General features: G+C 63.2%; 11 protein-coding genes and 2 tRNA genes. 3 read left to right on the top strand and 10 right to left on the bottom strand.

Going from position 1 to position 12,214, the window contains the following annotated elements:
- Positions 1-138: 138 nt before the first annotated feature.
- From ACK3R5_RS01095 to ACK3R5_RS01065, 7 genes are all read right to left on the bottom strand, one after another.
- Positions 139-1,020 (bottom strand): mechanosensitive ion channel family protein, encoded by an 882-nt coding sequence (locus ACK3R5_RS01095; RefSeq protein WP_411967784.1) that lies wholly within the window; start codon positions 1,018-1,020, stop codon positions 139-141.
- A 64-nt stretch (positions 1,021-1,084) separates the two neighbouring features.
- Complete coding sequence (locus ACK3R5_RS01090; RefSeq protein WP_411965237.1) at positions 1,085-1,504, bottom strand: NusA-like transcription termination signal-binding factor; 420 nt, start codon at positions 1,502-1,504, stop codon at positions 1,085-1,087.
- A gap of 2 nt (positions 1,505-1,506) precedes the next feature.
- Positions 1,507-2,766 carry a DNA-directed RNA polymerase subunit A'' gene (gene rpoA2 / locus ACK3R5_RS01085; RefSeq protein ID WP_411967782.1) on the bottom strand — a complete coding sequence of 420 codons (1,260 nt, stop codon included), beginning with the start codon at positions 2,764-2,766 and terminating at the stop codon, positions 1,507-1,509.
- Positions 2,759-5,689 (bottom strand): DNA-directed RNA polymerase subunit A', encoded by a 2,931-nt coding sequence (locus tag ACK3R5_RS01080; RefSeq protein WP_411965235.1) that lies wholly within the window; start codon positions 5,687-5,689, stop codon positions 2,759-2,761. Before ACK3R5_RS01080 ends, rpoA2 begins: the two co-directional genes overlap by 8 nt.
- A gap of 6 nt (positions 5,690-5,695) precedes the next feature.
- A complete protein-coding gene (rpoB, locus tag ACK3R5_RS01075; protein ID WP_411965234.1) occupies positions 5,696-7,525 on the bottom strand; it encodes a DNA-directed RNA polymerase subunit B in 1,830 nt (609 codons plus the stop codon).
- A gap of 1 nt (position 7,526) precedes the next feature.
- Positions 7,527-9,092, bottom strand: a complete 1,566-nt coding sequence (locus ACK3R5_RS01070) for a DNA-directed RNA polymerase subunit B'' (protein ID WP_411965233.1) — start codon at positions 9,090-9,092, stop codon at positions 7,527-7,529.
- The gene (locus ACK3R5_RS01065) at positions 9,089-9,316 is read right to left on the bottom strand and encodes a DNA-directed RNA polymerase subunit H (RefSeq protein WP_411965232.1); all 228 of its coding nucleotides are present in this window, start codon (positions 9,314-9,316) and stop codon (positions 9,089-9,091) included. The genes ACK3R5_RS01070 and ACK3R5_RS01065 overlap by 4 nt, the downstream gene beginning before the upstream one ends.
- A 267-nt stretch (positions 9,317-9,583) precedes the next feature.
- Here ACK3R5_RS01065 and ACK3R5_RS01060 point away from each other — a divergent pair.
- Positions 9,584-9,656 (top strand) — tRNA-Asp (locus ACK3R5_RS01060).
- A 29-nt stretch (positions 9,657-9,685) separates the two neighbouring features.
- A tRNA-Asp gene (locus ACK3R5_RS01055) sits at positions 9,686-9,758 on the top strand.
- Between the two features lie 152 nt (positions 9,759-9,910).
- Here the strand turns inward: ACK3R5_RS01055 and ACK3R5_RS01050 are convergent.
- From ACK3R5_RS01050 to ACK3R5_RS01040, 3 genes are read right to left on the bottom strand one after another with little or no spacing between them, the layout of a single operon-like run.
- Positions 9,911-10,267, bottom strand: a complete 357-nt coding sequence (locus tag ACK3R5_RS01050) for a fluoride efflux transporter FluC (protein ID WP_411965231.1) — start codon at positions 10,265-10,267, stop codon at positions 9,911-9,913.
- Entirely contained in the window at positions 10,264-10,602 is a 339-nt protein-coding gene (locus ACK3R5_RS01045) for a CrcB family protein (RefSeq protein ID WP_411967781.1), read from the bottom strand. Before ACK3R5_RS01045 ends, ACK3R5_RS01050 begins: the two co-directional genes overlap by 4 nt.
- A 21-nt stretch (positions 10,603-10,623) precedes the next feature.
- Complete coding sequence (locus ACK3R5_RS01040) at positions 10,624-11,673, bottom strand: ATP-binding protein (protein ID WP_411967779.1); 1,050 nt, start codon at positions 11,671-11,673, stop codon at positions 10,624-10,626.
- A gap of 75 nt (positions 11,674-11,748) precedes the next feature.
- Here ACK3R5_RS01040 and ACK3R5_RS01035 point away from each other — a divergent pair, with 75 nt between their 5' ends.
- Positions 11,749-12,198, top strand: coding sequence for a carboxypeptidase regulatory-like domain-containing protein (locus tag ACK3R5_RS01035; RefSeq protein WP_411967778.1), 450 nt, complete (start codon positions 11,749-11,751; stop codon positions 12,196-12,198).
- The last annotated feature ends 16 nt before the right edge of the window (positions 12,199-12,214 follow it).

Below are 12,214 nucleotides of genomic sequence, written 5' to 3'. Positions count from 1 at the left end.
ATCCGACGAGACGGGTTCAGCACCGATTAGCGACCCCTAAGGACGAATCTGAGGCCGTTTTACGAATTAAAACGACGACGGCAGGGCTGTCAAGAGGGACTGAACTGCCCGGAGAAGCGGTCGTTGGGGCCTCGCGTGTCATTCACCCACGAGGTCCACGTCGAGCGTCCCGCTGACCTCCCGACCAGACGCCGGACCGAGCGTCAGTCCGACCTCGTCGAACCGCAACTTCACCCGGCGTCTGAACTGCGAGCGCAGGTCCACGAGGTTCACGTCCATCGGTGAGTCGACCCAGAACTCGGCTTTGAGAGTGACGGAACTGCCCCCAAACTCGATGATACGCGAGGTGGGTTGTGGGTCTTCCAACACCCGGTCGTCGCCGCGTGCCACCTCGACGAGTTCTCGAAGGGCCAGTTCCACGTCGTCGCTGTAGGCGATATCGACCCGTTCGGTGACTCGGTAGCGTTCTCTCCCGTACGGACGAACGAGTGCGTTCGTCGTGAGTTCGGTGTTCGGAACACTGATGGTCTCGTTGTTCACCGTTCGGACACGTGTGACACGAAAATCGACCGCCTCGACGACGCCCTCGCCACCGGGCCAGGCAATCCAATCACCGACGTTGAAGTCCGGGTCGGCCACGAGAAAGAGACCGCTGATGAGTGCGCCGATGACCTCTTGACCGGCAACACCGAGGACGAGCGTCACCGCCGCGATGATGAGCGCACTGTTGGTCAGTAACGACCCGAACCCACCAGTGACGAGTCCCCCGACCAACGCGGCGAGGACGACTATCGCGTGCGTGTACGTCCGCGTCGCCGTCTCCAGCGTCGGGTTGTTCCGGTTACGCGAACTGACGACGCGCGTGACGACCGGAACGACGGCGAGTCGTCCGAAGAGATAGACGACGAGTGCTCCGACGACGAACCCGACGACGGCACTGGCGAAGTCGCCGTACGCCGTGAGTCCACTGGGGTCGAGTTGCCCGGGGACAGCGACGACTGTCGGTCGGAGCAGTACCATGAATACACCGCCGCACGCGGGCGACAAAAACGTGTGCCCGACGGGGGCGAAAAAATCCTGACGCCTACGTCAACTGGATGTCGTCGATGTCGTAGTGACGGTGGGCCAGTTCACGCGCGGTGTCGATGGTCTTCCCGTCAGCACCGATGGCGACGCCGCGGTCCTCCTCTTGGACTTCGACGTAGGCGACGGTGTCGTTCTGCCGGGAAATCGTCACGTGTCGAACTGCCGCCGGCGCGAGTGCACTCGCGACGAACGCCTCCGGCGTGTCGGCGTCTTCGACGAGTTCGACCGACCGCCCGATGCGTCGTTCGACCGTCTGGACCGTCCGTCCGCCCGGGCCGATGGCCGTCGCCATCTCCCCCGCGGAGACGAGGAAGACGACCCGGTCGTCGAAGACGAGGCAGTCGTGTGCCGTCGCGTCAGTCTCGTCCTCGAAGAGGGCGATGTACCGGCGCGCAGTGTCCGACAGCGTGACTTTCATCGTCAGTCGTCAGACGGTTCGGGTGCGGCGTTGGCCTCGACGTCGTCGACGTCGAGCGACCCCATCCGCAGGTCCACGTCACCGGTTCCGATGGCGATTGGCTTGCCGACGATGACGTTCTCGATGACACCGTCGAGGTCGTCTTCTTCGCCGTGGATGGCGGCGTCGAGCAGGTGGTTGACCGTCACCTCGAACGCGGCACGGGCGAGCACGGAGTCCTTCGACCCGGAGATACCGTGTCGACCGATGGACTCGATGGTGCCGTCGTTGGTCATGATGTCTGCGACGAGCATCAGGTGACGGATGTTCACGTCGTCGAGACCCTGCTCTTTGAGCGTGTTCATCGTCTCGTTGATGATGGCCTCGCGGGCCGCTTCGACGCCGAGTTGCTTGTACACCTCGTGGATGTTGTTCGAGGTGGTCCGAGAGGCGTCGACGCCCTCGATAGCGAGCGCGTCGCCGAAGGCCGACCCCTCGGTGTAGAGGACGAACTCCTCTTCGCCAGTCTCGTCGTTCTGTTCCTTGCGGATGACGACGCGCGAGACTTCCTCGATACCCTTGAAGACGATGTCACGCAGTTCCTCGACCAGTTGAAGGAGACGGCGGTAACTCGGGCTCTCGGGGCCGAACTCGATGAGCGTCCCTTCTCGGCGGGTCTTGATGCCGAGAGCGTCTTCGATGGTCTCGGCGATTTCGCTGGCGACGACGCCTTCGTCGTCGTAGGTCGGCCACCGTTCGAGGAGCGTCTCGTCGTTCAGGTTGACCTGGACGACCATGTCGGCGACGTTCGTCGAGATGTCACCGAGCGCGAGAACCTTCGTCGACTCGATGTCCCAGACGACCTGGTGGGCCAGGTCACGGTCCTTGGCGTACTCGTCGTCGAGGTAGACCGTCATCATCGGCGTGTCCGGCGTCTTCCGCGCGTCCACGAGTTCGATGAGACGGGGGAGTCCCTGCGTCACGTCGATTTCGGCGACGCCCGCGTAGTGGAACGTGTTCATCGTCATCTGCGTCCCGGGTTCACCGATAGACTGCGCCGAGACGGTTCCGACGGGGTCCAGCGGGTCGACGCGCGTCTCGATGTAGCGATTTTCGACGGCCTGTGCGATTTCGGTGGCCTGCTGGGGCGAGACGCCCTCGCGCTCTTCTATGGTCTGGTAGATGCGGTCCTTCAGGCGTCGAGACAGTTCCTTCGACTCGACGACGTCGACGACGTTCTGGTCGACGTATTCGTACTGAGAGAGGTCTACTTTCTTAGTCATCTGATTCTACCTCCGCACCGGCGCTGACGCGCGGTTCTGCGTGTTCGGAGAGGTTGGTCGGCGGTGCACGCTCGCCGAGGAAGCGTTCTTTCTCGGCGTCCGAGGAGAACTCCGCGTCGACGACGCGGTCCACGATGCCGTCGACGTCGATTGGCGTGTCTTCGCTCGACGAGACTTTGACGGGACTCGTGCCGTCTTCACCGAACTCGAACTGAACGATGGTGCCCGACGTGTCGCGGACAGAACCGTCGTACTGCGCTTCGAGTTCGGACAGTGCGTTGATGAGACGACGCTGCAGGTACCCGGACTTCGAGGTACGGACTGCCGTGTCGACGAGCCCTTCGCGGCCACCCATCGCGTGGAAGAAGAACTCACGCGGGGTGAGGCCGGCGCGGTAGGAGTTCTCGACGAACCCGTGAGCGTCCGCAGAGAGGTCACCGCGCTGGTAGTGGCTCAGCGTGCGGCCTTCGTAGCCACGGTTGATGCGCTCGCCACGAACTGCCTGCTGGCCGACACACCCGGCCATCTGCGTCAGGTTGAGCATGGACGCACGCGCACCGGACTTCGACATGACGACTGCCGGGTTGTCCTCTTCGAAGTGGTCCTCTGCGATTTCACCAGCAGAGTCACGTGCCTTGCCGAGGCGCTGCATAATCTTCATCTCCAGCGTCTCGTCGACCGAACGGCCCGGAAGCGATTCGAGTTCGCCCGCTTCGTAGATTTGGATGAGTTCCTGAATCTTCTCGTAGGCGGCTTCGATGGCCTCGTCGACCTGTTCGGTCGCCTCCTCCGGGATGGACTCGTCGTCGATACCGATAGAGAGACCGAAGTGCATGATGGCGCGCATCGCCAGCGAGGCAATCTCGTTGATGAAGATGCGCGAACGCGTCTTCGAGTAATCCTTCGCCAGCGTGTCGACGATTTCGCCACCGAACGCACCGACTGCGTCTTCGTCGATGGTCCCTTCGACGAGTTGGCCGTCTTCGATACGGACCGTGTCGCCGACCTTCGAGGTGAACTCCATGTCCAGGTCGTCGGGCAGGAGTTCGGAGAATATCTGGCGGCCCGTCCAGTAGGGCGTGCCAGTCTCGTCTTCGCCCGCGGGTTCGGGGAGCGTGTCCACGCGCGTCGCGCGAAGCAGGTCCAGCGCCTGCGTCTCGACGAAGTGCGGGTTGTCGTGCGTGAGGAGATAGGTCCCCGAGATGTGGTCCTGAATGGCGCCGATGATGTTCTCACCGAAGCGCGGCGAGAGAATCTGCTCTTGGACGCGCATGAGGACGCGTGCCTCGGCACGGGCCTCCTCGTTCTGGAGGGCGTGCATGTTCATCTCGTCGCCGTCGAAGTCTGCGTTGTACGGCGGGCAGACGACGGTGTTCAGGCGGAACGTCTTGTACGGCATCACGACGACTTCGTGCGCCATGATGGACATGCGGTGCAGCGATGGCTGTCGGTTGAAGATGACGATGTCACCGTCGACGAGGTGTCGGTTGACCTCCCAGCCGAGTTCGACCTTCTCTGCGAGTTCTTCGCAGTTCTTCTCTGTCACCTTCAGGCGACGGCCGTCGGGACGACGGACGTAGTTCGCACCGGGGTGTTCCTCGGGGCCGTTGCGGACGTACTGTTGGGCCTCCTCGATGTTTCGCTCGGTGACGTTCATCGTCTGCGTCATCTCCGAGGCGACGCGGTCCGGGACACCGACTTCGTTCAGCGAGAGCGTCGGGTCCGGCGAGATGACGGTACGCGCGGAGAAGTTGACGCGCTTTCCTGAGAGCGAACCGCGGAAGCGGCCTTCCTTGCCTTTCAGGCGCTGACTGAGCGTCTTGAGCGGGCGGCCGGAGCGGTGACGTGCCGGCGGCGTGCCCGAAATCTCGTTGTCGATGAACGTGGTGACGTGGTACTGGAGCAGTTCCCACAAGTCCTCGATAATCAACTGCGGCGCACCGGCCTCACGGTTCTCCATGAACCGCTGGTTGATGCGGATGATGTCGACGAGTTTGTGGGTCAGGTCGTCCTCGGAGCGCTGCCCGTTGTCGAGCGTAATCGACGGGCGGGCAGTCACCGGCGGGACGGGCAGGACGGTCAGAATCATCCACTCGGGGCGCGACCGGTCGGGGTCGATACCGAGCGTGACGAGGTCCTCGTTCGGGATGTCCTCGAACCAGTCGCGGATGTCCGAGGGCATCAGTTTGTTCATGTCCTCTTCGGTCAGGTCGATGCCGAGGGCCTTCTCCAGTGCCTTCCGGTCGTCGCCGACGGGGCGGAACTCACCTGCGAGCACCTGATTGATGCGGTCGGCCGCCATGTCGGCCTTCTCTGCGAGTTCCGGCGGCGAGATACCCTCGTCGTCTTCGTCGTCGGGGTCCGGTTGCATCGCGGAGGCGATGCGCTCGGAGAAGTCGCCGGCGAGGACGTTCTGGACCTCGTAGTAGGTCGTCGGTTTCTCGTGTTTGATGTCGTGCTGGGGCGACCCACAGTGCGGACAGCGGTGGGCCTTACGGGCCTGCCGGACTGCCGCTTTCATCACGTCGCTCCAGTCGTCGCCGAGTTCCTTCGTTCGCTTGAGGTTCTCGCGGTACTCGTCTGCTTCTTCCTGCGTGAGCGAGAGGCGACCACACTCGCGACAGGTCGAACGGAGGAGACGGCGGATGAGTTTCGTAAAGCCGACGTGGATGACGGGTGCGGCCAGTTCGATGTGGCCGAAGTGCCCGTTACACGAACCCGAGTGCTGGCCGCAGGTGCGGCACTGCAGGCCGGGGTCGATGACGCCCAGACGCGGGTCCATGAGACCCATGTCGATTGGGTAGCCGTCGTCGTCGTAGGTGTCCGCGGTGATGACCTTCGTCGCGGACATGTCTCGGTACGTCTCCGGGTCCATCAACCCGAACTGAATGCTGCCGATTTCTTTTGGTGTCTGAATTGACATGTGTGATTAGACCGCGTCCTTGAGTTCGATTCGTGGGCGTACGCCGAGCGCGACCATCTCGTCTAAGAGCAGCTTGAACGCGTAGCTGATGTCGATTTCGTGGATGTTGTCCTCGTCGCCGGTGACGGGGTCGTAGATACGGCGCTGGTCGCGGTCTTCGACGGCGACCATGCCGGTGTCCGCGGAGATGTAGACTTGCTCCTTGTCGGAGGAGTCGAGGAGGCGCTCTTGGAGCACCATGGCGGCACCGTGTCCGATGACGGTGTCACGCTCCATCTCACCGAGACGAAGGCCACCCTCGCGAGCACGACCCTCGGTCGGTTGCCGGGTGAGAACCTGCACCGGCCCGCGCGAACGGGCGTGCAGCTTGTTGCTCACCATGTGGTACAGCTTGTGGTAGAAGATGATGCCGACGAAGATTTCGGCCTCGATTTTCTCGCCGGTGACGCCGGAGTACATGACCTCCTTGCCGGAGGACATGAAGCCGCGTTCTTCGAGTGCGGAACGGAGTTCCTGTTCGGACTCGCCCTGGAAGGCGGTCCCGTCGACGCGACGGCCTTCGAGTGCGCCGACCTTCCCGCCCAGCATCTCCAGCACGTGACCGACCGTCATACGCGACGGCAGTGCGTGCGGGTTGAGGACGAGGTCAGGAACGACGCCCTCTGCGGTGAAGGGCATGTCTTCCTGCGGTGCCAAGTGGCCGACGACACCCTTCTGTCCGTGGCGGGACGCGAACTTGTCGCCGAGTTCCGGGACGCGCTGGTCGCGCACGGAGACTTTGGCGAGTTTCGACCCGTCTTCTCCTTCCATCAGGGTGACGGTGTCGACGACACCGGACTCACCGGAGCGCATGGTGACGGACGTCTCGCGGCGCTTCTGCGGCGAGAGGCCAGCCATGTCGTCGGGTTCTTCGAGGAACCGCGGCGGCGACGTCTTGCCGAGAAGGACGGAGTTCTCGTCGACGACGGTTTCGGGGTTGACCAGACCGTCTTCGTCGAGGTGCGAGTAGGCGTCTTCACCGCGTGCGCCACGCACGTCCTGCGACGGAATCTCGAAGCGGTCTTCCTGACCGCCGGGGTAGCGACGCTCTTCGCCTTCGTAGGTCCGGAAGAAGTGCGAGCGAGCGAGGGCACGTTCGACAGAGCCCTTGTTCATGACGAGTGCGTCCTCGATGTTGAACCCCTCGTAGGACATGACGGCCACCACGAAGTTCTGGGCGGCCGGGCGCTCGTCGAACCCGATTTGCTCCGTGGTCTGGGTCTTGACCATCGAGAGCTGCGGGTAGTGCATGAGGTGCTGGCGGGTGTCCGGGCGGATGCGGTAGTTCGCGGCCGGAATCCCCAGCGACTGCTTCATCATCCCTGCACCCATCGTAATACGCGGCGACGCGTTGTGTTCCGGGTACGGAATCATCCCGGCACCGATACCGAAGATGAGCTGTGGGTCGATTTCGAGGTGCGTGTGGTCCTCGGTGAGTTCGTCTTCGTCGACGCCGACGTAGATGTCCTCTTCTTCTTCGGCGTCGATGAACTCGACGAGTCCACGCTCGACGAGGTCCTCGAAGCCGAGTTCGTCGTTCTCGAGGGCTTCGACGTGGTCGTCGGTGAGCAGCGGTTCACCGTCTTCGACGACGATGAGGGGACGACGGGCACGCCCGGCGTCCGCGTTGATGATAACTTCGCGGGTGCGCTCCTTGACGGAGACGTTCACCATCTGGCTGACGTCGCCGCGGCGACGTGCCTCGCGAATCTGCGCTGCGAGTTGGTTGGGGTCGGGGTGCGTCCCGACGAGACTACCGTTGACGTATACTTTCGCTTCTCGCTGTGCCTGAGCCATGTTAGTCGTCTGCGGGTGTGGCGTCGATGCTGTCGATGCCGGGGATACCCTCGACACCCATCGACGCAAGTTCTCGTTTCAATGCCTGTTCGTCTTCGACGTTCTGAGAGAGCTCCATCGCCTGCGCGAAGTTCTTCACCAGACCACAGTTCGGCCCTTCTGGCGTCTCAGACGGGCAGATGCGACCCCACTGGGTCGCGTGCAGGTCGCGTGCCTCGAAGTGAGGCTGCGAGCGCGACAGCGGACTGCGGAGACGGCGGAGGTGAGAGAGCACACCCATGTAGTCGGTACGGTCGACGAGCTGGGAGACGCCGGAGCGGCCACCCACCCAGTTCCCCGTCGCAATCGGGTGTTCGAGACGCTCCGTGAGCACGTCGGACCGGACCACGGTGTTGACCGTGAGGTTCCGGTTGCGCATGTTGGCGCGTTCGAGCTGGTACTTCACGTCGCGTGCGAGCTTGTTGAGCGCCGTCCGGAAGAGGTCCTTCATCAGGTCGCCGGACACCTTGAGGCGCTTGTTGGCGTAGTGGTCTTTGTCGTCGGACTCGCGGCGCTGGAGTGCGAGTTCGAAACACGCCTCGGCCATGCGGCAGAGGTAGTACGCCTTGTTCATGCGCACTTCCTCTTCTTCGGCACCCTCTTCGTGGAGGTGCGGAAGGAGGTAGCGGTCGATGACGTAGTTGGCGCGCTTGAGCTGGTAGTTCTTGCCCTGCCCACCAGCGACGCGCTTGCCGAGTGCCTCGATGGCCTGTTCTTGGGTCTGAACGTCGGCCTCTTCGAGGTTTTCGAGCATGAACTTCACAATCTCCGGGTCGTCGGAGACGCGGTGGACGATTTCCTCGTCGGATTCGAGGCCGAGTGCACGCACGAGCGTGACGAAGTTGACGCTCCCGGAGACGGAGGGGAACGACACTTCGAGGAGTCCTTCGCGGTTACGCTCACAGAGAACGAGTGCGCGGTAGCCACGGCGTTGACTGAAGGTCTTGGCGACCTGAATCTCGTCGCCGTACTTCGTGTCGTACTCGGCGAGAATCTTGTTGGGTGCCAGGTCCTCCGAGGTCATGAGCACGCGCTCGGAGCCGTTGACGATGAAGTAGCCACCGGGGTCGACGGGGTCTTCACCGATTTCGATGAGGTCCTCGTCGGTGAGTTCCGCGATGTTACACTTCGAGGAGCCGACCATAATCGGCATCCGGCCGACCTTCGTCTCGGCGGTGTCGACGACGACTTCCTCTTCTTCTTCGCCGCCGCGGACGATGGACATCTCCATGAACACGGGGGCGGAGTACGTGATGTTACGCAGGCGCGCTTCCTGCGGGAAGAGCAGTTCCTCGGAACCGTCGGCCTCACGGACGCGGGGCGTCTCGACGCGGACGCCACCGAGTTCGACGTAGACGGGTTCTTCGCCCTCTTTGTCACCGATGTCCGTCTCGATGGTGGCTTTCTCTTCGACGACCTCGGACATACCGCGTTCGAGGAACGCGTTGAACGAGCGGAAGTGATGTTCAGCGAGCCGTTCCTCAGAGAAGTACTTGCGAGAGACTTCGCGTCGCGCTTGTCGGTTCATTCGATCACCAGTCGATATACGACTGCTTTGTCGGTCGTTCGCGAATTCCGGACAATCTTGATGACGTCGCCGGGCTCTGCGTCATCAGGAAGCGCCGGGTCTTTCCTCTTGATCTTCGGGAGATTCGTCTTTGCGACGTTGTACTCCTGTAACACACTCTCGAGCTCCTCGTCGTCGAGGACAGTGTGTTCTGGTACCAGTTTGTGTTGGCTTACGTCTACCATGTATGGTGCTGCTGGGTGCTGGAAGAAGCTGTCACGGGATACTACGGCAGATTTTGGTAGCCATCCATTTAACACTTGTTAACTGCGTCGAAGAAAGGCGGGGCTATTGGAGGTCACGCACCGGAGATGCGCGAATCGTCACATGTTGGCATGGGATGTCTCGATATAAATGTCTTCGGGGCAGGAATTGCGGTACCGCGGCCCAAGGGCAAAACAGATGGTAAGTCTTATCTATAAACCTCGGCTACGACTGAGTGCAGACGGAGGGCCCGGGTGGTGTAGTGGCCCATCATACGACCCTGTCACGGTCGTGACGCGGGTTCAAATCCCGCCTCGGGCGCTCTCCGTACCTCAAACTCACTTCAGTAAGCCCGGGTGGTGTAGTGGCCCATCATACGACCCTGTCACGGTCGTGACGCGGGTTCAAATCCCGCCTCGGGCGCTTCTCTGATTTCAACTCCTCCAGCGAGGCGTCTCGTCGCCGAGCGACAGCGAGTGAAATATGTACGCGGTGACAGGCGGGATTTGAACCAGCGAGCAACGCGAAGCGTTGCGAGTGAGGTTCACGCGAGCGAAGCGAGCGTGAGCAGTTCCTCACCCAACAATCCCGCCCATCGCCCCACCAATCGCCACGCCGACCAACGCCGCCAGCAACGTCCCGAACGCGTACCGCGCCGCCGTCCGGTAGTCGCCCACGTCGAGGAGTTCGGCGACACCCACCGCGAACGACGAGAACGTCGTAAACGCACCGCAGAACCCGGTTCCGGCGAGCGTGGCCGTCGCGTCACCGACGGACGCGGTGACGACGAAGCCCAGTGCGATGCTCCCGAGGACGTTGACGGTGAACGTACTCCACTTCCCGACGATTTGCTGGTCCACGATATGCCGAGAGAGTGCGCCGAGCGTCCCGCCGATGCCGACGAGAAGCACCGACGCGAACGAGAGACTCACAGTTTCTTCCCCCCGACGACGAGGCCCAGTGCGGCGGCGGCGAAGCCGAGAGCGTAGTTCGCGCCGACGTTGAGAAGGCCGCCAGTCATCGTCAGTCCGGCCGTCTGGACGGCGAAGGTGCTGTAGGTGGTGAACGACGAAAGGAGGCCCGTCCCGAAGAGCAACTGCACCCGGCGAGAGGAGACGGTGGTGACGAACGTCCCGAGGGCGAAACTCCCGAGGACGTTGACGACGAGCGTCCCACCGGTGCCGGGCACGGCGACGGCGACGAGATAGCGGAGCGTCGCCCCGAGAAAGCCACCGACGGCGACCAACGCCAGTTCCGAACGGTCCATACCGTCTCTCACCCAGAGCGGTTACTCTATGGTTTCGGAAGCGTCGCGAGAAGCGGCGGCAGTCGGGGTTGCGCCGCCGTCGCTCGTCTCTCGCGGGCGAACGCGAACGTCGTGGACCGACTCGGTGGTGTCGTCGACGACGAGTGCACACCCGCGTTCCCGTGGCAGTCGAGACGTGAGCGTCTCGTCGAAGTACGTCGGGTCGGCGGCGGCCATCGCCGAGACGTCGGGTCCGGCGGTGAGACGGTGGACGATTCGCAGGTCGGCTTGCGAGACGGCGACGTCGGGAAGTGCAGACGGGCGTTGCGTCGCGAGGGCGATTCCCACGCCCGGTGCGCGCCCACGCGTGAGAATCGTTCCGAGCGCCGGTTCGGCAGTCGTCCCGACGAACGCGTGCGCCTCGTCGACGAGAAGCCACGGCAGTCGCTCGATTGCGCCCGCGACACGGGCATCGTACAGCCCGCGAGCGACGACGCGAACAACGGCGCTGGCGGGTGCGGAATCGACACCCGACAGGTCGAGCACGTCCGGTACGGAGCTACAGAGTGACTCGGGCGAGAGGCCATCAGCGTCGAACACGCCCCACGAATCTGCGAGCGTCAGGTGGTTCGTCGCCGCGCGGCGGGTTGCCGAGTCCACGTCGGCGTCGGCGACGGTGGCGAGCATCGCGTCGAGCGAGTCCGTGTCGGTGGCGACACGCCAGACGAGCGACCCCACGGAACTGGTCGAGTCGAGTCCGAGGAGGTCCGGCCATGCACTCGGCGGCAGTGCGTCCGCACGGACCGTCGGTGACTCGTGTACCGTCGCCTCGACAGGTGTGTCTTCGAGGCCACCGAAGACGCCCATCGGGTCCACGACGACTGGTGCGACGCCGTCGGCGCGGGCCAGTCCCTCGGCGACGACGCCGAGCGTGTGTGACTTTCCACTGCCGCGTTTGCCGACGACGACTGCTGCGTGCGGGCGGTTCACGTCGAGTTCGACGGGTGCCCCGTCGCTGCCATCGCGGGCGCGATACTGTCCGAAGCGACAGACTGGTCCATCGTCGTCCGCGTGCCGGCCGATGACGTGCATGGGGCGGGGTGGCCGCGGGATGTGACTTGAATCTCCGGACGAGGGTTTATATACGAATCCGCGGCCAGACGGGCTATGCTCGATTCGTTTCGGTCAGACACGCGCGCTATCGAAGGACTGCCAGTTCGTCTCGTCGTCGCTCTCGTCGTCGGCGTCGCCGCCATGAGCGTCATGCTCAACATGCTCTCGGGCGTGCAGGGACTCGCTACCTCGGAACTCGACGTGAAACCGTCGCCAGACGTGGTCGAACCGGGGGCGCAGGACATCACCTTCACCGTCGTCGACCACGAGGGGAATCCCGTCGACGGCGCGACGGTCATCGTGAAATCCGGCACCGCCGAACTCGCGAACGAGGGAATCCCACGGGCGAAAACCGACGGCGGTGGCACGGCGACGATATCGGTCACGCCCGAACTCGGTGCGAACAGGGAAGACGGGACGTTCGTCGTGGACGTAAAACCGCCCGCAGGAAGTTCGTTCGTGGACCGCCGCGAGAACACGAATATCCTCGTCGTGCAGGGGTGAGAGTTCGGAAGAACGA

Origin of the sequence: Haloferax sp. YSSS75, assembly GCF_046764215.1 — an archaeon.
Taxonomy (GTDB): Archaea; Halobacteriota; Halobacteria; order Halobacteriales; family Haloferacaceae; genus Haloferax.
This window is presented reverse-complemented; position numbering and strand designations above follow the sequence as displayed.

Excerpts from the sequence above, each read along its gene's own strand:
- ACK3R5_RS01095 (WP_411967784.1), bottom strand. The coding sequence starts at position 1,020 with ATGGTACTGCTCCGACCGACAGTCGTCGCTGTCCCCGGGCAACTCGAC.
- ACK3R5_RS01090 (WP_411965237.1), bottom strand. The coding sequence starts at position 1,504 with ATGAAAGTCACGCTGTCGGACACTGCGCGCCGGTACATCGCCCTCTTC.
- rpoA2 (WP_411967782.1), bottom strand. The coding sequence starts at position 2,766 with ATGACTAAGAAAGTAGACCTCTCTCAGTACGAATACGTCGACCAGAAC.
- ACK3R5_RS01080 (WP_411965235.1), bottom strand. The coding sequence starts at position 5,689 with ATGTCAATTCAGACACCAAAAGAAATCGGCAGCATTCAGTTCGGGTTG.
- rpoB (WP_411965234.1), bottom strand. The coding sequence starts at position 7,525 with ATGGCTCAGGCACAGCGAGAAGCGAAAGTATACGTCAACGGTAGTCTC.
- ACK3R5_RS01070 (WP_411965233.1), bottom strand. The coding sequence starts at position 9,092 with ATGAACCGACAAGCGCGACGCGAAGTCTCTCGCAAGTACTTCTCTGAG.
- ACK3R5_RS01065 (WP_411965232.1), bottom strand. The coding sequence starts at position 9,316 with ATGGTAGACGTAAGCCAACACAAACTGGTACCAGAACACACTGTCCTC.
- ACK3R5_RS01045 (WP_411967781.1), bottom strand. The coding sequence starts at position 10,602 with ATGGACCGTTCGGAACTGGCGTTGGTCGCCGTCGGTGGCTTTCTCGGG.
- ACK3R5_RS01040 (WP_411967779.1), bottom strand. The coding sequence starts at position 11,673 with ATGCACGTCATCGGCCGGCACGCGGACGACGATGGACCAGTCTGTCGC.
- ACK3R5_RS01035 (WP_411967778.1), top strand. The coding sequence starts at position 11,749 with ATGCTCGATTCGTTTCGGTCAGACACGCGCGCTATCGAAGGACTGCCA.